We start from the raw sequence: 19,782 nt of genomic DNA, 5'->3' as shown, positions 1-19,782 counted from the left end.
TTTGTATAGGAAACTTTCTTAACGATTTCAATGAATGATTTTGGATGACTTTGAATGTAGAAGTTTTTATACGTTTCTGTATCCCTAGTATTTGGAGTTTTGATACCGTTGATAATATTTTGAAAACGACTGTTGAATGTTAAATTAGGGTTTCTTAAAATTATCCTTATGGAGGGAATATGAGAGTTTTAACGCTGTTGATATTATTACTTTTAATGTTTAGCATTGTTGGTTATTCCAATGTATTCAAGGACATAAAAAATGAGTCTGATGCTAAAAAGATGTATGAATACTACAAGGAGCAGTTTTCAAAGGATAAGAACAATTATGAGAATGCTTGGAAGTTGTGTGCTTATGCTAGGTTTTATGGTTTTTACTTCGTAAAGGATAAGGGAACTAGAGAGTCTCTCTTTGAGGAAGCGAAGAATGCCGGTGAAACTGCTGTCAAGTTGAACCCTAACGGTGTTGAGGGAAATTACTTTTTAGGTGTTGCATATGGATCTTTGGCACAAGAAAGAGGAGTTATGAATAGTCTGTTTCTTGCAGGACCTATCGTAGAAAATATGACGAAGGCTATAAAGAAAGATCCATCTTACAGAGATGGTGCTGCTTATATTGTCAGAGCAAACGTTTATTCCAAAGCGCCAGGATGGCCTGTAAGTGTAGGTGATGTGAATAAAGCAATAAGCGATTTTGAAAATGCTATAAAATACAACAACAAAGTTGCATACAGGTATTATGCAGAATTCCTAATAAACAGAGGTGAAAAAGCAAAAGCAAGGGAAATGATACAAAAGGGATTGAGTTTGACACTAGATGAACCTGTGATTGATGAATATGAAACGAAAGTCTTAAAAGATCTCCTTGAGAAAGTAAAGTAGTTGTATCTTTGGTTTTGGACTTTACGATTAGGAGAAGAGATGATAAGTTAGAAAGAACACGAATCTAGGATTGGAGATACTACCTATTTTGCGAGCTTTAGACTTTACTACACTGATCTATCAGATGTTAGATAAGAAGTGTATTCAAACTTGTTAAATGTTGGAAGTAGGTTTGAGTTAGTTGCCGTTTTTATAAACCTGAGTTTTATAGGTTTGAGAAAAGAATTGAGTATAAACTTTATTTTAGTCTGTGCTATTCAAACTTTCGGTTTCTGTTATGCAGAATGTTAGGTAAGTTTAATTTTCAGAAATACCATTCTATTCCGATACCTTCTACAAAGGAGTTTGGCTATGGAGAAAGTTTTGAAGTTTCAGATAGTTATGACGGTATTTTTCCTATTCATATCTTGTGCTAGTAATGGTATGAAACCATCAAAGGATTCAAATACCAAAGAGGATAAGTCTAAAAGTCAGATTACTACTTCTGAGTTTAGTTCATCATACGACATTAAGATACTTGGAGTGTTTGTCTATGACAAGAACGGTTTAAGGGCTGTTAGTAAAGCACCAGAGGAGTTAAAGAAAGTAAAAAGAGGAGTATTGAGTTTTACCAAGACGAATGTAATGATATTAGTGTCGCATTACTACAACTCTTTTGATGAAGCAACTAACGAGGTTATACAGAAAAAAGATATTTCTGCGTTTATCGTTAGCAACTTCGTGTTCTACGACGATGGTAAGGATTCAAATGTAAGTATTGTCAGTTCTTCTGATCCTTTAGCATATATTTTCAAAGATGACTTTAGGTTAGACAAAAGTTATATAGCGAGAGTAGGATTTGATGGTAATGAAATGTTTAAGACCTTATCAATTTACACAACAGGAGATGAAGAACTGGAAAGGAATATCATATCTGTTTGGGAAGGGATATGCTGGGATAAGTCAGTCAATCTAAACATAACCGAAAAGTTTATCCGTTTGATAACATCAAACTACCAAGCGATAAGAAAATTAAAGAGTTGGACCAATTAGATGATAAAGATAAAAGTAATAGCAGTAGGTAAGCTACACTATAAGGAACTTGAAGAAACGATAGATAGGTTTGTCAGAATGGTGTCAAGGTTTGCAAAGATGGAGATAGTTGAGATACCAGAGTCTAGAAAGTCTTTTCCTTATAATCTCAAGGATGAAGGTATGAGAATAATCCAGAGTCTGAAAAATGAGTTTGTTGTGATAACAGACAGGAATGGTGTTGAGATGTCTTCGGAAGAGTTCGCTTTGAATATAGTGAAGAAGAATCTTGATATCGGTAGGAATATATCCTTTGTAATAGGGGGACATCAAGGACTTTCTGAAGAAGTTAAGAGAAAGGGAGAGGTTGTTTTATCCTTTTCAAAGATGACTTTTGGTCATAATATCTTCAGGGTTATGCTACTTGAACAGATATACAGAGCATTTTCTATCATATTTGAGACGGAGTACCACAAGTAGGTATTAGAAAATTACATTGCTTCGGATTTACCAAAAGCAGTATTTCATTTAGGCTAAAAGGATAACTTTAGTGGAAACATTGATAGATACGTAAGTGTTGGTTTGAGAGAGTATTTTGTAGGTTTTAGGTTTATTGAAATGATAACAAGGTAGGGTTAATCTTGATTGGTAGGTATATTTGAGGTTCGTTTTATATATTCTTCTATCCTGCTTGATACCTCATCAACCTGTTTGATTGACATACCAACGAATTCTTTGAAGTCATTTATGTTGCTTACGCTTTTCTTGATAACATCTGGTGCTTCATCTACCTGAAGTTCATCAAGTAGGTTGATACCTTTACCTAGTTTGTTTTCTTCAACGACTTTCATAGATTTGTCTCTTATGAATTTGTGTAGTTCTTGTCTATCTCCTCCTTTTTTGACTGCTCTCATTAGGATGTTTTCAACTGCGTAGAAGGGTAGTTTTTCTTTCATTCTCTGTTTTATTACCTCTTCATTGACTTTTAGTCCATCAACAACTCTTTTGTAGGTGAGTAGTATAGCGTCAGTGCATATAAATGCTTCTGGTATTATTATCCTTCTGTTTGCGGAGTCATCAAGAGTCCTTTCAAGAAATTGTGTTAAGTGATTTTGGATGGCGATGTTGGGTAGAGTAGTTAAATATCTTGCTAGTGAGTTTATCCTTTCGCAAAGGATAGGATTTCTCTTGTATGGCATTGCTGATGAACCGACTTGTTTTTCCCCGAAAGGTTCTTCCATCTCACCTACACTCTGAAGGTATCTAACATCATTAGCAAACTTTGAGGCTGAAGCACCAATCTGTGCAAGTTTTGAAAGGATGATGTAGTCATATTTTCTGGAGTATGTCTGTCCAGTTATCCAAAAACTTTCCTTGAAACCTAACTTCCTTGATACTATTTCATCAAGTTTTTTTACCTTCTCCCCATCTCCTTCAAACAGTTCAAGGTAGCTTGCTTGTGTTCCAGTAGTTCCTTTGACTCCTCTTGTTTTGATATTTTTCAGAAATGTATCAAGTTCCTCAAGGTCAAGGAATATATCATACGCCCACAGAATCGCTCTTCTACCGACGGTAGTAGGTTGCGCAGGTTGTAGGTGAGTGTATGAAAGACAGGGTAGTGATTTATACTTTCTACCAAACTCAATAAGTTTGGTAATTACATCAATAATTCTTTTTCTGACTAACTTAAGCGCTTCCAAGATTATATACATTTCCGAGTTGTCAGTTACCTCTGAACTCGTCGCACCGAGATGTATGATAGGTTTTGCTTTTGTTGCCTGTAGCCCGAAAGCTTCAATGTGTGACATCACATCATGGTTGAGTTCTTTCTCAAGTTCTTTAGCAGTATCAAGGTTTAGTTGTTTTTCAAATCTTTTCATCTCTTCTATCTGTTCTTCTGTTATGGGTAGTCCTAGTTCCTTTTGAGTTTCTGCAAGTACTATCCAGAACTTACGCCAAGTTGAAAACTTCGTCTCTTCCGAAAAGAGTTCTACCATCTCTTTTGAGCCATACCTATCTACAAGGGGATGTTTAAATGCCATAAGAAAAGTCTAATCAATGTAATTTCTTGGATTCAAAGAATGGAGTTTACTATCAACAAATTACAACCTTGGAAACACCAAGGTTAAGAAGAAACTACTCCTGATTGTGAATTTTGAACTCTTTTAGTTTGTTGTAAAGATAGTCCATTAGGACTATAGGAATTTATAGCGTTTGATTCCTTTTAATCCTTCTTTTTTATTAACTCTTTAACTATGAACTCTGGTCTTCCTTTTATCTCATCAAAGATGTTGCCTATATATTTACCTATTATACCAATTGTTATCAGTTGTATTCCTCCCATGAATATGATAGTTATCATAGTAGATGCCCAACCCGGTATTGCTTGAGATGGATTGATTAATCTGACTAATATGACATAGACGGCTAACGCAAGCCCTATGAAGGTAGTTATGAAACCTAGAGTTGTTGCGAGTTTCAGTGGTTTATCGGAGAAGTAGAATATTCCAGTAAGTGCGAAGCGTAGCATTTTTTTAAGGGGATACTTTGTTTCACCTGCAAACCTAGGGTTTCTGTCGTAGTAGATTGGAACTTGCTTAAAGCCCATCCAGCTTATCAGTCCTCTTATGTATTTATCTCTCTCTTTGAGTTTCTTGAACTCTTCTATGACTTTTTTGTCAATCAGTCTAAAGTCTCCGGTGTCAAGTGGAAACTTAACATCGGAGAGTAAGTTGAGAAGTCTGTAAAAGGCTTTTGCCGTGAATTTTTTAAAAAAGCTTTCACCTTTTCTTTCTCTTCTTACTCCATAGACTACATTCGCACCTTGCTCTAGATGAATTTTTATCATCTCTGGTATTACATTTGGTGGGTCTTGGAGGTCTGCATCAATTATTACTGCAACATCGCCAGTTGAGTGCTTTATTCCAGCGGATACTGCAGGCTGATGTCCAAAATTCCTAGAAAACGAAACTACTACTACGTTATCATCCTTGCTTGCTATATCCTTGAGTATTTCTAGTGTCCTGTCTTTACTACCATCATCAACAAATACTATCTCATAGTCATAGTTGTTCTCTAGCATCACCTTCCTAACTTCTTCGTATGTTTTCATTATCACAGGTTCTTCATTATAACAGGGAATAACTACCGATACTTTCATAGTAATTCTACCTATGTGTCTTTTTGTATTATTAATGTATTTGTATTATTAATGTATTTGTGTATTAATTCAAAATTAATTTTTATTCAGTAAGTGTTTATTTTGGATACTATCAGATTGGTCTATCTTGTATTCAAGTTATACAAATTAGTCAAAGATCAAGTTTGCTTGAATTTATAAAAATTTTCCAGATCTTCTAAGAAACTGTTAGTATATAAGTTTTCATATTGTTCAGTTAGGATGGTAGTAAAATCTGTACTGGTCTGATGGTTTATAATATCATGGTTAGCGGGCTTGTTCTGTTAGTTGATGGTTTACTATCATACTAGCCGAGAAGTTGTTGGCTAGTAGTAAATTTGGTAAAGTATCGGATTTATCAGATGGAGTCTTTCAAGAGTTAAGTTTGGTATTGGTATTAGAAGTTTTGGGGTTAAAATGATTATAATACTGTTATGAAAGTAAGAATAATATTCTCATTGTTTCTAGTTGTTTTTTGTCTAACTCCTAGTTTATCCTTTGCTTCTACTAACACTAATGAAGTTATTTTACCTCAAACGGAGTTTTTCGCTGAAGGTGCGGTTTCACCCGTTATAGAAGAGAGGAGTATTTATCTACCTTCAAGGGAAGACAAGAAGGATCTTTATGATACTCCATCTATCAAAAGTGTTGATATTCTTGAAAGAGAAGCAAAGAAAGAGATATCTCAAGATGTCAGGTCAAAACTAATATCTCTCTTCTCATATGGACTTAACGATATTCTGAACTTCTCAATCATAGGTCTGAGTCAGATACCTGTTGATACCTTGAGTGTTAGCACTGTGATAAAGTATGATAGGTTTAAAAGACCTGATATGGTGTTCTACGGTCAGGAGCAGAGAACCTTGAGAAATACATTAAAGGAATCTGATCTTGCAAGTGTTTCTGTTGGGTTATCATCTTCTTCTGTCTTCTGGAATACTATTTTTGAGTTTTCTGAAGAGTTTAAAGGACTCTGGGATAACCAGTCTTACTTGGATGAAAAGGATAGAGATGTCTTACTTAACTCAAAACTAAGATACAGGATTGATAAAGAGTCTACTTTAGATCTCTCACTGGGTCTGAAACATTACTACGCTAACTTAAGGGATAGAGGTTTCAATTCGCTACACACATCGTTGAATGACTTTTTCTTTGGTTTGGGGTACAAGTTTGGAGTTGAGGACTATAATTTCTTCGGGATTGATTTGGGAGTTGGTGCTGGTGTATTCAAACTCACTTACGAAAATGAACTAAAAAGTGGTGTCTATGGGGATTTGTCAATATCTTTTTCTATACCTATTTACGAAAACAGATGGTTTGTAGGTTTATACGCTGGGGCTGTTCCAGATACTTTCTTCCCTATGGAGTGGTATTCCAGACTTGGTGTTATACACAAGTTTTCTGACATATTCTCAATAAAACTATCCGTTTTCAAAGATTACGATCGTTTCACATCTTCTAGTTTATCAAAGGGGTTAAACATACTGACTTCTGTTCCTAGAGGTGACTCATATATCGGCGTTGAGCTAAGTCCTAGAGTATTCTTCCTAGGTAATAACTCCTTGAGTCTTTTTGTAGGTTTGTCTTACTATCTAAATAAGTATTACGACAGACTCCAAGCCGACTCTTATGTTATAGATTATACAAACGCAACTGCTCTGTATTCAAAGTTGAACTTGGATATTATATCACTTGATTGGCTCAATTTCGGTGGTGTGTATAGGCTGCTTTTCTTCTTTCCAAGTATTCCTCACATCTCTCAACATTCCGTTGAGTTGAATGCTAAAGTTATCTTGGGTAGTTTTAATTTTTTGGTTGGTGTTTTTGGTGAAACTGCTAGACTTATTGAGTTTAATGGGTCTGAACTACATCCATATCTAGGTCTCTCCTTTGAGATAGAGTGGGAGGTAATTAAGAACTTTTCAATACTTCTTAAGTTTCAAAATGTTTTGAACAACCTTGTGGAGATAAGAAAGGATAGTGTAGTCTTGGAACCGTTTTACTTCCAAGGTGGTGTTAAAATCAAACTATGAGGTTGGGTGTAGTCTCAATAGTGGGAAGACCTAATACGGGTAAGTCTTCTCTTTTCAACGCGATAGTTGGTAGAGGTAAGGCAATCGTTTTTGATAAGGCTGGGACTACTATTGATATCAACAAAGAGATTGTGAATTTGGATGGAGTTGAGTTTATTCTACAAGACACAGGTGGATACACTCTTGATAGTTATGGCACTGATATTCCTGCTAAACTCGTTGGTAGAGTAAAGGAACTTCTTTTAGAGGCACTGGAGGCATCAACTTTAATACTCTTTACAGTTGAATATAAGGTGGTTGATTTTCTTGATTTTGAACTTGCTAAACTGCTTCGTAAATATCAGGATAAGGTAAAGTTAGTTGTAACAAAGGTTGATACTTTCAACCAGCGTATTCAGGTGTCAGATGATGTCTATAGATTGGGTTTCAAGAGTATGTTTTTTGTATCATCAAAAACGAAGTATGGATTTGATGATCTGCTTGAAGGTATCAAGATGTTTATTCTAGAGAGAAGTAAGGTGAAGGAAGAGGAACGAGAGTCAGAGCCAATCAAGGTCTCAATAGTAGGTAGGGTGAATGTTGGTAAGTCTTCAATAATGAATGCAATACTTAAAAGTAATAGGTCGTTGGTTGATGAAGAACCAGGAACTACCAGAGATAGTGTGGATGATTTCGTTGAGGGTGGGGGAGTTTCTTTTAGGATAACCGATACTGCAGGTTTCAGAAGGAGTATTTTCAAGGCTGGGTTGATTGAAAAGTTCGGAATTGAGAGAACCAAAACATCAATACAGAATTCAGATGTTGTTGTAGTGGTAATTGATGGCAGCGAAGGAATTACAAGTCAAGATAAGAAGGTTTTGAGATATGTTATGGAGAGTTATAAACCTTTCATAATAGTTGTTAATAAGATAGACCTAGTAATTGGGATTGATAAGCTTGGTGATAAGAAGGAAGAGAAGGTTTATGAGAATGCTTTCAAGGATTTCTTATCTAGAAACTTTGAAGGTACTTGCAATATTCCTGTTATTCCTCTATCGGCAAAGTATGGTTATAATCTTGATAAAATTTTTGAGACTGTTAAAGTTCTGTATGAATCTTCCAGAAAGAGAATATCTACTGGTGTCCTTAATAGGAAGATAAGGGAGTTAGTTCCACATCTTTTCAGTGGGGAGTTATCTACGAAGTTAAGGATTTACTACATTACCCAAGTTGATGTCAATCCTCCTACCTTTGCTGTATTTGTGAATAAGGTTGAAAACTTCAAGAAGAACTTTGAGATATTTCTAAAGAATAAAATAGCAGAACTATTCGGATTTACAGGTATTGGAATAAGGATTATAGTTAAGGAGAGAGAAAGGAAGAGGAAGAAGGGAGACTAATTATTCTTGGAAGTTGATTTATTAAGATCAGGTTTGTAGGTATATCTGGGAATATGAACAAGTTAAAAGAGTAATGTTTAAGAGGTTAGGAAGATTGTAGAGTTAGAAAAAATATCTGGAAATTTCTTGGTTGAAATGTGGTTGCGGGATATTCAGGATAGTTTTCTGTAAAAAATACTAACTTTAGTTAGTATGTAGAGTTTTATGTGTATCTTTCTTATAATTTACACTGTGGATAAGGAAGAGTTGAGATCTTACATGATAAGATTAGTTCTTGACGATAAGTTATTATTGCAGATAGGAGAAGACAAAATACATTTATGGCTACCATTGATTGACTATAAGGTTAGTAGTGTAGTGGATGTTGCGAAAAACCTAGACGATAAGAATATGTCAAGAGTTTTGAGTATAACGGTGCCAAAACTACAGAGACTTGTTATAGGTATAAACAACGCAGTTAGGAATAACTATGATAAAGGTGAGGATAGTATAATCAGAGCATTAGTTGAACTACTGACGAGTGGTAGGATATGAACATATTTGGTAGAATAGGTAGGTTTATAATACACAAAATTGACTACTTTTCAGGTGTTGTCTCATTGAGTTTTTACAGTTTAATTGAATTATTCAAGAGACATCCGTATAATCAGAGATTACTGTTTTATCAGAATACCATAAGACAAATATTCTTCACAGCAGTTCAATCATTAAGAGCAGTTTTTGTAGTGTCTCTGGTTTTGAGTATTGCTACCATTTCAATACTTTTCTTTCAGTTTCCAGAGGTAGTCCCCAAAGAGATTATTGCGGATGTATTTGTGATGGTGATATTTAGAGAAATTATGCCTTTATTTGTGATGATAATAGTCATAGCAAGGTCTGTTTCTGCGATAGCGGTTGAAATAGGTAATATGACAGTCAATAAGGAGTTTGATATTTTGGTTTCGTTAGGTATTGACCCTCTTTTCTACCTAACTCTACCTAGAGTTTTAGGTATGACAATCTCATTGATCATACTCACGATATTCGCAAGTTTTATAATTCTCGTTCTAGGACCTATAACTTTGATATTGTTTTACGAAATTGATTTTAATGAGATCACGAACCTCATATTCAGTAAGGTTTCAATATTTGACCAACTATTAGTTTTATTGAAAGTTGTCGTGGCAGGGTTTTTTATGCCTAGTGTGGCATCGTATTACGGGTTCAAAACTCCAACTAGAAACCTAGTCCCTGTATCCGCAAACAAAAGTATTATGGCGGCATTATCTCTTGCCCTGTTCTCAAGTCTTACCTTGAGTCTTCTGTTTTATATATTCGTTTTCCAAGTATAGTCTAGAAGAATGTTTTTAGCAGTTGTGAAGAGTTTTGGTTTTAGACAATTCTGTTTATATTCTTCAGAAATAATAAACCTATTTGAGCATCAAAATGTGATCGTAGATTTTTCTTTATTTCATTGGCTATTACTTCTATGTCTAGTTTCTTTCTATAAACTCTTGCTGTATTCATAGCGTCAAAAGCATCTGCGAGTGTTGTTATTTTAACAGGAATTGGTATGTCTTTATCTTTTAAGCCTAAAACATATCCAAGACCATCTACTCTCTCGTGGTGTAAGTATGCTATATCACTTACATCTCTGAATATACTTACTGATGACAGTAGTTCTTTACCTATGACTACATGGTTTTTCATCTCTTCCATAGCCTCATATCCTAACTTTGAAGTGGCGAACAAAATCTCGTCTCTAACCCCTACTTTGCCTATGTCGTGTAGCAGTGCTCCTATTTCTAGGAAGTTTGGGATGTATGTATTGTTATAAACGAGTTTTGATAAGTTATACGCATACCTTGCTACTCTTTCAGAATGCCCTTTAGTGTAAGGGTCTCTCGCTTCTAGTATTGATACCAACATAGCGGTGAACCATCTAAACAACTTCTCTTCATTCTTCACCTTTGTGGAGAATTCATCCATTGTATGTTTATATTCTCTATATACTTCTAACATGTTCCTTATTGTGATTACCGAGATTGTTATATTGAGTGAAAGTATTAGGATAGTTATCAAACCTTCAGGTAGTATTGAACCTGAAAATTCTCCTATCGTAGACAAGGACAATATGCTAGGAATTAATGCGAATAGAGTTCCTTTCAATTTGTCTTCAATGTTTAATTTTTTAGAGTTGATAGTTATGAATAATATACTTTCTGTTACGAAAACAACTGTAGAGATTACTAGTATAACCAGTTTTGCAAATACGATGTTCCAAGTTGAGTTTATTATTACCATTATTAATGCTGTGACGAACAATGTTCCGTATATTGTCATAGTTGTTTCTAACTTTGTTGTTTTGATCCATAACATTCTTGTAGCCAACGGTGAAAGTATTATACTTAAGGATAGTATTATGTTTTTAAGTAGATAGAGGACTTTATCCGAAAAAACTCTTTCAAAGATTACATTAGCCAAATATAGTGTTATTAGCGAAACTATTATAAAACTTGATAGTATTCCTTTCTTCTGTAAGTTTTGTGTTTCAAAATCGGGTATATGTAGTGTTTTGAAACTTGATATAGATGCAAGTATTATTGATAAGTATGCGAACCATAATACGAACGAGATCCCAGTATTCACTGAAAGTATGTATTCGTATATTGTGTATAAATTATCCATTAAACTCTCTTATCCAATTGACAAAAGTAGGGCACAGTCCTTTACTTTCAAGCATTTTTACAAACTCTTCTATTGTTCTTTCATCAGATACATCAAACTGCGATGATTTGATGTTTTGTGAGTATCCACCGACGGCGGTTGAGGATTCTGCTGACATTCTAGTAGGTCCTAGAAGCGCTATATTGTCTCTGAATTCACTGGATTCTCTAGTTGATATGTTTATCGCAATCCTGTTTAAGAATATTCTAGCAACTGATATGAATTGAACCATGTCGGTATCACTAACTTCGTATATATCAAACTTGAAGCTACTACTGTTGTGAATAGGTCTCATTCTAGGGAATGAGATACCAATCTCTACATCAGGGTATGTTTCAAAAAGATACTCTGCATGCTTGAGCGTCAGGAATATCTCCTTTCTCACAGGTGCAAGCCCAAGAAGTGCTCCTATGTTTATCTCTCTAAATCCTGCTCTTCCACCTCTGTCTGGTGTCTCTAGTCTATACAGATAGTTCTTCTTCGGTCCAAAGACATGTAGTTTGTCATAGATATCCTTATCGTATGTCTCTTGATATACTGTTAAGCCTTCTGCTCCGCTTTCTATGACCTTCCTGTAGTCATCTTCATCCATAGGGTATATCTCTATTGAGACTTCATCAAAGTATTCCTTCAGTATCTTAACAACACTTGTTATGTAATCTATTCCTACAAACTTTGACTCACCTGTGAGTAGTAATACATGTCTTATTCCTTTACTTCTCAATATTTCCGCTTCCTTCCTAACTTCATCAAGATTAAGTGTCTTCCTTTTAAACTTTTCAAACACACTGAAGCCACAGTATAGACAAGCATTTACGCAATGGTCTGAAACATATAAGGGGGCGTATATAAACATCACATTTCCAAAGAATTGCCTAGTTATTCTGAATGACTTCCTAGCGAGATACTCTATGTATTTTTGTGCTTTTGGTGATATAAGGGATATTAGGTCGTGGTCATTGAGATATTCTTTTGACAATGCTCTCTCTACATCGTCATAAGTTACATTATCAAATAGAGTGTCAAAGTCCCAATCGTAATATCTATCAAGAACATCTTTGAATGACTTCTTCTCTAAAACAATCATAATTAAATTATAAAAACTTGCTTCAGGTTAATCCAATTAATTTTTAGGGGAATTTAAAGCGAAGTAGGGTTTGTGGTAAGGTCTAGAAAATTTTCAGTTTATTAAGCGGAATTTTGAAGGATACTTTCATCTATGATTGCAAATATTCCTTAAACAAAAATACAATTTTTGTTGTTATGAACATTGACAAGGTAAAGTCATTTATAGTAATGGATATATTAGAGAAAGCACTTGAGATGGAGAGGTATGGTGTTGATATTATACACCTGGAGATAGGAGAACCTGACCTTCCAACACCTCAAAAAGCACTAGAGAAGTTGCCTGAATACTTATCAAAGTACAAGATGGGATACACACCAAGTCTAGGAATTCAACAACTTAGGGAGAGTATTTCAAATTACTATTTCAGAGAGTATAAAGTTGAGATACCGCCTTCTAATATTGTTATAACTCCAAGTAGTTCCACGGGGATGTATCTTATGGTATCACTCCTTCTTGACGGTGGTGGCGAGTTTATAGTTTTTGACCCATCGTATCCGTGTTATCCAAACTTCATATTACACTCGGGTGGGGAGGTAGTGAGAGTAAATGTTTTCAAAGAGAATAATTTTAATCCAGATATAAGTGATTTAAAGAAGGTTATAAACTCTAGAACCAAAGGGCTTATAACATCCTCTCCTTCAAATCCTACTGGAACATTGCTAAAAGATGATATTCTAGAAGTGCTTCTAGAGACAGGATTACCAATAATTGTTGATGAGATATATCAGGGTATAGTATTCACAAAACCAAAAAGTGAGAGTAGCGTTGCTAGGTATTTCACTCGTGATGGAAACTTGATAATCTCAAATGGTTTCTCAAAATACTTTAGTATGCCTGGATGGAGAGTGGGGTGGTTAGTGCTTCCAGACAGGTATATACCAAACATGCAAAAACTACTTCAAAACATCGTTATATCAACTCCAACGCCTTCACAAGTTCTTGCTAGTATATGTATTAGTGAATGTATAGATATTCTTGACGAATACACTAGTACATATCACCAAAGGTTTATTTCAGCGAAACAATACCTTGAGAGGTTCGGTTTCTCAATAGGCTATGAGGTAGAAGGTGCATTCTATATCTACCTTGATATGTCAAAATACACAAATGACTCATACGAATTTTCCAAAAGATTTCTGGAAGAATACTCTGTAGCAATAACACCAGGTATAGATTTTGGTCAGAATATGACTAATAAGTTTGTCAGAATATCACTAACAAACAGGCTAGAGAATATCCTTGTGGGACTTGAGAGACTAATAAATATGATCTACGGATACCATCCTAATCCAAGACCAGTATAAAATAGAGTATTTTTTGATTTTTGGGGTTAGGAAGTTTTGTAGGTTCTTCAATTTTACTATCTGGTTGTATTTAGATTTGATTAGTTTGTTTTTGGTCTATAGAATTTATAAATGTATGGATAAGATTGTAAAAGTTTTGAGTGTGTTAGGCAATTTCGCTTGGATTAGCATTGATGGTAATAAGATTAAAGCAAAAGTTGAGGGTAGCATTCCTTCCAATGTTTTCCTTGGTGAGGTTTTAAAGGAAGGTGATAAGTTAATAGTGAGAGTAAAAGATAGTCTAGTTGCGAAGGATATAACTAGGATACTATCAAGTATTGACATTCCTAGGAATCTCAAGAATTATCTTATTACCAAGATACTTATGTCACTTGATATTCCGATTGACAGGTGGAAGTATGATTTGCTTAAGAATTTTGAATTACCACTACTTCTTTCAGCTTTGGTTTTAAAATCCAAAGGTATTGATGCAAAAAAGCATCTGTTTTTGGTTGATGTTGTGTATGGTGAGGTAATGAAGAAGTTTGATAGAGAAGAATTTGAATTTTTCTTCAATTCCATCTTCTTGGATGAGAAGCGCTTTGTCAGAGTGTTTGATGATCTGGATGAAAGTGGTAGTAGATGGTTTGCGTATTTTGAGTTTGAAGATGAGGGGATAAGGAAGCTTGTTTTGTCTGCAAGTTTAGATAGTGTTGATGTTTTAGTGGTTTTTGAGAGGGTTAGAGTTGGTTATTCTGTTTCAATAAACTTATTTGGTGAAGTAAATGTTTCATCAATTGATGTTACTCAGCTTAGGTCAAAACTTGAGGATATAGGTTTTAGGCCGATTAATATAGGAGTGAATATTTATGGAGGAAGTGATGAAAAAAGCAGTAGCGTTGAAGTATGAGCCTTCTGAGATGAACGCACCACAAATTGTCTCAAAGGGTGTTGGATTGCTAGCACAGAAAATAATTGAGATTGCAGAAGAACATAACATTCCCATTGTCAAGTCTGAAGTTGTTGATCCTCTTATATCGTTAAAACTCCGTTCGGAGATACCACCTGAACTTTACTCTGCAATAGCGGAGATTATCGCTTATGTGTATAAGTTGGTAAAGGATAGTAAGAGATAAAGAAAGCCCCCAGTGTGACTGGGGACTGTGATTGGGGGTGTATCTTAATTACTAAGTCTCTACTAATAATTTAATACTAGTTTTTTCATTTTTCAAATTTTTGTCATCAGGTCATCTCTATTAATTTCCATCCTAACGATATTTATTTTTAGTGCGGGAGTTTTTTAAAATTCAAGATAGTATGAGAGATTTTGTTCATTTACATACTCATACGGAGTATAGTCTTCTTGATGGAGCGTCTAGGATTGAGGATTTAGTTTCAAGAGCGAGAGATTATGGAATGAAGAGTGTTGCTATAACGGACCATGGAAATCTCTTTGGTAGTATCCATTTTTACAAGACGTGTAAGGATCTGGGTATTAAACCAATAATCGGCGTTGAGGCTTATTTATGCGAGGATATGACAATTAAGGAGAAAATGGTTAGAACTACTCCTGATGTTTTTGATAAGCAATATTCACATCTTCTTCTTTTAGCGAAGGATATAGTAGGATACAAAAACTTGGTGAAACTGGTTACAAGGTCCTACCTTGATGGTTTCTACTATAAACCTAGGGTAGACAAGAAGCTACTTGAGAAACACAAGGATGGAATTATAGTGTTGAGTGGTTGTATAGCGGGTGAAATCCCTCAACTGATACTCAAAGGTAACTATAAAAGGGCTATGGAAGTTGCTGATTGGTATGTTTCAGTTTTTGGGAAGGATAATTTCTACATTGAGATACAAAAGCACGACCTTGAAGAAGAAAAACAACTAAACCCTGCTCTCGTGAAACTTTCAAAAGAGATGGGGTTAAAACTTGTAGCAACCTGTGACTCTCATTATCTTTCAAAAGAGGATGCCGAATCTCATGATACACTTCTATGTATCCAGACAGGAAACAAAAAATCAGACACTGATAGACTTAAATTTTCAAATGATAGTTTCTACTTCAAGTCTCCAGATGAGGTATGGAAGGATTTTGACGAATTACCAGAATCTTTAATAAATACTGTTGAGATATCTGAGAAGTGTAATCTTGATATACCATTTAATAACAAGGAACTTATGCCAAAGTATATGGATGGGGTTGATGCTGATGAGAAATTAAGAGAGATTGTATTTGAAAACTTGAACAGAAAGTTCAACGGAAAAATTCCAGAAGAGTATGTAGAGAGGGCAAATTATGAGTTAGAGGTTGTGAAGAATATGGGGTTTAGCAACTACTTTTTGGTGGTTCAAGATTTTGTTAACTGGGCTAAAAGTAGTAACATACCGGTAGGTCCTGGTAGAGGTTCTGCAGCGGGAGCACTTATTACTTACGCAACAGGAATTACAAACATAGACCCGATAAGGTATAACTTGCTTTTTGAGCGATTTCTAAACCCTGAAAGAGTGACTATGCCTGATATTGATGTTGATGTTGCTGATAGAGATAGAGATAGAGTTATTGAGTATCTATCCAATAAGTATGGTAAGGAGAACACTGCAAACATCATAACATTTGGAACATTACAGGCAAAGGCGGTAATAAGGGATGTCGGTAGAGTTTTAGGGATACCACTACATAGAGTAGATGAGATCGCTAAATCAATATCTAACGTTGATAGCATAGAGGAAGCGAAGAGTTTGGTTTCTGAGGTGAGAGAAATAATGACAAAAGGTAGCGACTTGGAGAAGGAATGGATAAACACTGCCGAGAAACTTGAAGGAATGGTTAGACACGCATCAGTTCATGCTTCCGGGATCGTTATATCTTCAGTTCCAATAGACGAGTATATAGCACTTTATAGAGATCCGAGGGAGGGAACAGTTTCAACTCAAGTATCTGCGCAGTTTCTTGAGGAGCTTGGTTTTCTAAAGATGGATATACTAGGTCTTGCAAACCTCTCAGTTATACAGGATACTATACAATTGGTGAGGGAGATAGAAGGAAAAGAGATTGATATTGATAATATTCCTTTGGATGACAAGAAAACCTATGACTTGCTTTCTTCTGGGGAGACTGCCGGTGTATTCCAGGTTGAGTCTGATGGAATGAAGGAGATGCTTAAAAATATGAAGCCTTCGGTGATTGAGGATATAATCGCTGCACTAGCGTTATACCGACCGGGACCTCTAGGTTCAGGAATGGATAGACAGTATATAAATAGAAAGCATGGAAGAGAGAGTGTAGAATATCCGCATCCAAGCCTTGAAGATATACTCAAGGAAACATACGGAGTTATACTCTACCAAGAACAGATAATGAAAATTGCGCAAAAGATATGTGGTTTTACACTTGGGCAGGCAGACAATCTAAGAAGGGCAATAGGGAAGAAAAAGAAAGAAATAATGGATCAAATGAAGAATGATTTTGTAAGCGGTGCTGTTAGGAATGGTTATGACGAGAAGTTTGCGCGGGATCTTTTTGATACGATAGAGAAGTTTGCGGAGTATGGTTTTAATAAGTCTCATAGCGCTGCTTATGCAATCATAACTTATCAAACTGCATACCTTAAAGCGCATTATCCTCTTGAATATATGACTGCATTGATTAACTCTGAAATTGGTAAGTTTGAAAAGATGGTTAGTTATGTTGAGGAGTCTATGAAAATGGGCATTAAGGTTCTACCACCAGATGTCAACAAGAGTAAAAAACTCTTCTATCCAGAGAAGACGAAAGATGGTTTCGCTATAAGATATGGTTTTATGGGAATAAAGGGTTTTGGTGAGGCTTCTGCTGATGAGATAATAAGTGATAGAGAAAAGTATGGTGAATACAAAACGATAGAAGAGTTTTTTGAAAGAACTATTTCTTTTATGAAAAGAAATTCTTATGAACCTCTCATCAAGGCAGGTGCTATGGATGTCTTATACAAAGATAGAATGAGATTGCTGTCAGGACTTGACAAGGTTATCAACTTCTTTTCGTCTCTTTCTAAAGAAAAAGAAATGGGACAGAATAATCTATTCGTTTCACCTCAGAATAGCAATGGTGGATACAGTATATCTTCACTTTTACAAGATGTTCAAAAAATTGAAAAGGATACTCTAGCGTCTTACGAGAAGGAAACGATAGGTGTTTTCTTCTCATACAATCCTATGAAAGAGTATTGGAAGGAAATTAGAAACTATGCCTCTTTTGAGATAGACTACCTTGAAATACTACCTGAGGGTTGTCCATTCACAGTTATGGGAATGGTTTCTGAAATTGAAAAAAGAGATACTATAAAAGGTAAAATAGCTAATGTTAGAATTACCGATTATTTCGGTAAGAAAGCCACACTCTACCTTTCTGTTGAGGCAACAAAAGAGTATGAAAATATTCTAGCAGATGGTAGAATACTCATATTCAAAGGTGTAGTATCTAGAAATACTTTAGGCAAAACATTCCCGAAAGTTTTGAAATTGTTTGATATATCTAGCTACAAGAGTGATAGGATAACCGAACTGCATATAGTAGTTTCGGAGGATATTCAAGAGGATCATCTGTATGAATTAAGGAAAATACTAGTGAGTAATAACGGTAAATGCTTACCTTACATTGGTGTTATCTTAAATGGGAGTATAGAATACTATAGGTTGTCCCCTATTTATTCTGTTAAACCTTCTTACGACATCACATCCAAGTTGAGGAACATCCCTGGTGTAAAGTCTTTCTGGTATTTCTGAAAGGTGTAGCGATTTCTTATTTCATCCATCATCAAAGTTTGAGGTGATAGATTATGGAGGATCAGGTGTATTATCACAGGCCTATAATGGTTAGAGAGGTCCTTGAAAACCTTATCACTGATCCTTCAGGGAGTTATATTGATTGCACTTGTGGTGAAGGGGGTCATTCTTATGAGATAGTGAAAGCAATTGATGGTAAAGGTATTTTGATCTGTGTTGATAAGGATAGAGATATACTTGAAGTAGCAAAACGTAGGCTTAGTCAATTTAAGAATGTCTATTTTATAAACGATGGTTTTGAAAATATAGATAGAATAGCAGTTGAGAGTGGGATTTATAAGTTTGATGGAGTTCTTTTAGATCTAGGTGTCTCAATGTATCATTATGCTAACAAGAGAAAGGGTTTTAGTTTTGACTCCGAGTATCCACTAACTATGACTTATGCTAAAGCAGACAAGGTTAAGTTTACTGCGTATGAGGTTGTAAATAAATTCAGAAAGGATGAACTTTCGGAGATCATATTCAGATACGGTCAGGAGCCGATGGCTAGAAAAATAGCAGAAATAATAGTGAGATACAGAGATAAGAAGAGAATAGAGACGCCGAAAGAACTTGCCGACTTGATAAAAAATGGTATCAAAAGGTATTATAAAACCAAAATTCATCCTGCTACCAAGACATTTATGGCTTTGAGAATATTCGTTAATGAGGAGTTTGAGGTTATTGAGAGATTTTTGTCAAGAGTTTCTAACTTTATCAAGAGTGGTGGTAGGTTATGTATAATAACTTTTCATTCTGGGGAGGATAAGATAGTTAAAACCAAGATGAAGGAACTATCAAATGCTGGTGAGTTTAGAATACTTACTGCGAAACCGATAATTCCAACGATGGAAGAGGTTAGGTCAAATCCTTCGTCAAGGTCTGCTAAGTTAAGGGTTTATGAAAAGGTGTGAGTATGAATAAATGGTTTTATTTTAGCATTATGTTGTTGCTGATTTTTGGGCTTTTGGTGGCTTCTGTGGTCCAGAGAGAATATTACAAGTCTCTCTGTAAAGAGGAAGAGAACCTTAAAAAGAAACTTATCTACCTTAAGAATGAACATAATAAACTAGTCTGGGAGATTGAAAGAATAACGACTCTTGAAAGACTAATAGGAAAGGAGCCTTCAAAGTATAGAGTATCAATGAATAGAGTTATCGTAATAGATGATGAGTAATTAATGCAGGTTTTTTGTGTTTTTATAGTCTTTCGCTGTTTTCGGTAAAATCTAAAATCGGAGAAAGTAAATCTATGCTTCGTTTATCAGTCTTCCTGATAGTGTGAAACTCTCAGAGGAGTCTTGACTTTATTGAACTACATCTAATAAATTCCAAAATTTGAGAGTTATTTGGGTATAGTTAATGCTTTTAGTG

At 35.2% G+C, this 19,782-nt stretch carries 17 protein-coding genes; 13 read left to right on the top strand and 4 right to left on the bottom strand.

Going from position 1 to position 19,782, the window contains the following annotated elements; translation table 11 throughout:
• Positions 1–179: 179 nt before the first annotated feature.
• From NZ579_05595 to NZ579_05585, 3 genes are all read left to right on the top strand, one after another.
• Positions 180–881, top strand: coding sequence for a TRAP transporter TatT component family protein (locus NZ579_05595; GenBank protein ID MCS7299413.1), 702 nt, complete (start codon positions 180–182; stop codon positions 879–881).
• Positions 882–1,232: 351 nt separating this feature from the next.
• Entirely contained in the window at positions 1,233–1,913 is a 681-nt protein-coding gene (locus NZ579_05590; GenBank protein MCS7299412.1) for a hypothetical protein, read from the top strand.
• A complete protein-coding gene (locus NZ579_05585; protein MCS7299411.1) occupies positions 1,914–2,372 on the top strand; it encodes a 23S rRNA (pseudouridine(1915)-N(3))-methyltransferase RlmH in 459 nt (152 codons plus the stop codon).
• 155 nt (positions 2,373–2,527) lie between these two features.
• Here the strand turns inward: NZ579_05585 and purB are convergent, their stop codons facing one another.
• Together purB and NZ579_05575 are read right to left on the bottom strand one after the other, a co-directional pair.
• Complete coding sequence (gene purB, locus NZ579_05580) at positions 2,528–3,934, bottom strand: adenylosuccinate lyase (GenBank protein MCS7299410.1); 1,407 nt, start codon at positions 3,932–3,934, stop codon at positions 2,528–2,530.
• 182 nt (positions 3,935–4,116) lie between these two features.
• On the bottom strand, positions 4,117–5,052 hold the full coding sequence (locus tag NZ579_05575; protein MCS7299409.1) for a glycosyltransferase family 2 protein: 936 nt from the start codon (positions 5,050–5,052) through the stop codon (positions 4,117–4,119).
• Between the two features lie 452 nt (positions 5,053–5,504).
• Between NZ579_05575 and NZ579_05570 the strand changes: the two genes are divergently transcribed.
• The 4 genes from NZ579_05570 (at position 5,505) to NZ579_05555 (ending at position 9,813) form a co-directional block, all read left to right on the top strand.
• Positions 5,505–7,103 (top strand): hypothetical protein, encoded by a 1,599-nt coding sequence (locus tag NZ579_05570; GenBank protein ID MCS7299408.1) that lies wholly within the window; start codon positions 5,505–5,507, stop codon positions 7,101–7,103.
• Positions 7,100–8,482 carry a ribosome biogenesis GTPase Der gene (gene der / locus NZ579_05565; GenBank protein MCS7299407.1) on the top strand — a complete coding sequence of 461 codons (1,383 nt, stop codon included), beginning with the start codon at positions 7,100–7,102 and terminating at the stop codon, positions 8,480–8,482. The genes NZ579_05570 and der overlap by 4 nt, the downstream gene beginning before the upstream one ends.
• Positions 8,483–8,713: 231 nt before the next feature.
• Positions 8,714–9,016 (top strand): hypothetical protein, encoded by a 303-nt coding sequence (locus NZ579_05560; protein ID MCS7299406.1) that lies wholly within the window; start codon positions 8,714–8,716, stop codon positions 9,014–9,016.
• Positions 9,013–9,813, top strand: coding sequence for an ABC transporter permease (locus tag NZ579_05555; protein MCS7299405.1), 801 nt, complete (start codon positions 9,013–9,015; stop codon positions 9,811–9,813). The genes NZ579_05560 and NZ579_05555 overlap by 4 nt, the downstream gene beginning before the upstream one ends.
• Before the next feature lie 40 nt (positions 9,814–9,853).
• On the opposite strand, the gene NZ579_05550 is transcribed toward NZ579_05555, so the two are convergent.
• A complete protein-coding gene (locus NZ579_05550; GenBank protein ID MCS7299404.1) occupies positions 9,854–11,149 on the bottom strand; it encodes an HD domain-containing protein in 1,296 nt (431 codons plus the stop codon).
• Complete coding sequence (thiH, locus tag NZ579_05545) at positions 11,142–12,275, bottom strand: 2-iminoacetate synthase ThiH (protein MCS7299403.1); 1,134 nt, start codon at positions 12,273–12,275, stop codon at positions 11,142–11,144. Before thiH ends, NZ579_05550 begins: the two co-directional genes overlap by 8 nt.
• Positions 12,276–12,451: 176 nt before the next feature.
• On the opposite strand from thiH, the gene NZ579_05540 reads away from it, so the two are divergent.
• From NZ579_05540 to NZ579_05515, 6 genes are all read left to right on the top strand, one after another.
• A complete protein-coding gene (locus NZ579_05540; GenBank protein MCS7299402.1) occupies positions 12,452–13,621 on the top strand; it encodes an aminotransferase class I/II-fold pyridoxal phosphate-dependent enzyme in 1,170 nt (389 codons plus the stop codon).
• A 115-nt stretch (positions 13,622–13,736) separates the two neighbouring features.
• Entirely contained in the window at positions 13,737–14,510 is a 774-nt protein-coding gene (locus NZ579_05535; protein ID MCS7299401.1) for a hypothetical protein, read from the top strand.
• On the top strand, positions 14,482–14,736 hold the full coding sequence (locus NZ579_05530; GenBank protein MCS7299400.1) for an EscU/YscU/HrcU family type III secretion system export apparatus switch protein: 255 nt from the start codon (positions 14,482–14,484) through the stop codon (positions 14,734–14,736). Before NZ579_05535 ends, NZ579_05530 begins: the two co-directional genes overlap by 29 nt.
• 181 nt (positions 14,737–14,917) lie before the next feature.
• The gene (gene dnaE / locus NZ579_05525) at positions 14,918–18,370 is read left to right on the top strand and encodes a DNA polymerase III subunit alpha (protein MCS7299399.1); all 3,453 of its coding nucleotides are present in this window, start codon (positions 14,918–14,920) and stop codon (positions 18,368–18,370) included.
• A gap of 65 nt (positions 18,371–18,435) precedes the next feature.
• The gene (gene rsmH, locus NZ579_05520) at positions 18,436–19,323 is read left to right on the top strand and encodes a 16S rRNA (cytosine(1402)-N(4))-methyltransferase RsmH (GenBank protein ID MCS7299398.1); all 888 of its coding nucleotides are present in this window, start codon (positions 18,436–18,438) and stop codon (positions 19,321–19,323) included.
• A gap of 29 nt (positions 19,324–19,352) precedes the next feature.
• Complete coding sequence (locus tag NZ579_05515) at positions 19,353–19,586, top strand: hypothetical protein (GenBank protein MCS7299397.1); 234 nt, start codon at positions 19,353–19,355, stop codon at positions 19,584–19,586.
• Positions 19,587–19,782: the final 196 nt, after the last annotated feature.

It is taken from the genome of Spirochaetota bacterium (assembly GCA_025061835.1).
Lineage (GTDB): Bacteria > Spirochaetota > Brevinematia > DTOW01 > DTOW01 > SKYB106.
Note: the sequence above shows the minus strand (reverse complement) of the source record. Positions and strands in the feature narration are given on the sequence as shown.

What these genes read in the sequence shown, in the direction of transcription:
- NZ579_05595 (MCS7299413.1), top strand. Translation starts at nt 180, where the DNA reads ATGAGAGTTTTAACGCTGTTGATATTATTACTTTTAATGTTTAGCATT.
- NZ579_05590 (MCS7299412.1), top strand. Translation starts at nt 1,233, where the DNA reads ATGGAGAAAGTTTTGAAGTTTCAGATAGTTATGACGGTATTTTTCCTA.
- NZ579_05585 (MCS7299411.1), top strand. Translation starts at nt 1,914, where the DNA reads ATGATAAAGATAAAAGTAATAGCAGTAGGTAAGCTACACTATAAGGAA.
- purB (MCS7299410.1), bottom strand. Translation starts at nt 3,934, where the DNA reads ATGGCATTTAAACATCCCCTTGTAGATAGGTATGGCTCAAAAGAGATG.
- NZ579_05575 (MCS7299409.1), bottom strand. Translation starts at nt 5,052, where the DNA reads ATGAAAGTATCGGTAGTTATTCCCTGTTATAATGAAGAACCTGTGATA.
- NZ579_05570 (MCS7299408.1), top strand. Translation starts at nt 5,505, where the DNA reads ATGAAAGTAAGAATAATATTCTCATTGTTTCTAGTTGTTTTTTGTCTA.
- der (MCS7299407.1), top strand. Translation starts at nt 7,100, where the DNA reads ATGAGGTTGGGTGTAGTCTCAATAGTGGGAAGACCTAATACGGGTAAG.
- NZ579_05555 (MCS7299405.1), top strand. Translation starts at nt 9,013, where the DNA reads ATGAACATATTTGGTAGAATAGGTAGGTTTATAATACACAAAATTGAC.
- NZ579_05550 (MCS7299404.1), bottom strand. Translation starts at nt 11,149, where the DNA reads ATGGATAATTTATACACAATATACGAATACATACTTTCAGTGAATACT.
- thiH (MCS7299403.1), bottom strand. Translation starts at nt 12,275, where the DNA reads ATGATTGTTTTAGAGAAGAAGTCATTCAAAGATGTTCTTGATAGATAT.
- NZ579_05540 (MCS7299402.1), top strand. Translation starts at nt 12,452, where the DNA reads ATGAACATTGACAAGGTAAAGTCATTTATAGTAATGGATATATTAGAG.
- NZ579_05535 (MCS7299401.1), top strand. Translation starts at nt 13,737, where the DNA reads ATGGATAAGATTGTAAAAGTTTTGAGTGTGTTAGGCAATTTCGCTTGG.
- NZ579_05530 (MCS7299400.1), top strand. Translation starts at nt 14,482, where the DNA reads ATGAAAAAAGCAGTAGCGTTGAAGTATGAGCCTTCTGAGATGAACGCA.
- dnaE (MCS7299399.1), top strand. Translation starts at nt 14,918, where the DNA reads ATGAGAGATTTTGTTCATTTACATACTCATACGGAGTATAGTCTTCTT.
- NZ579_05515 (MCS7299397.1), top strand. Translation starts at nt 19,353, where the DNA reads ATGTTGTTGCTGATTTTTGGGCTTTTGGTGGCTTCTGTGGTCCAGAGA.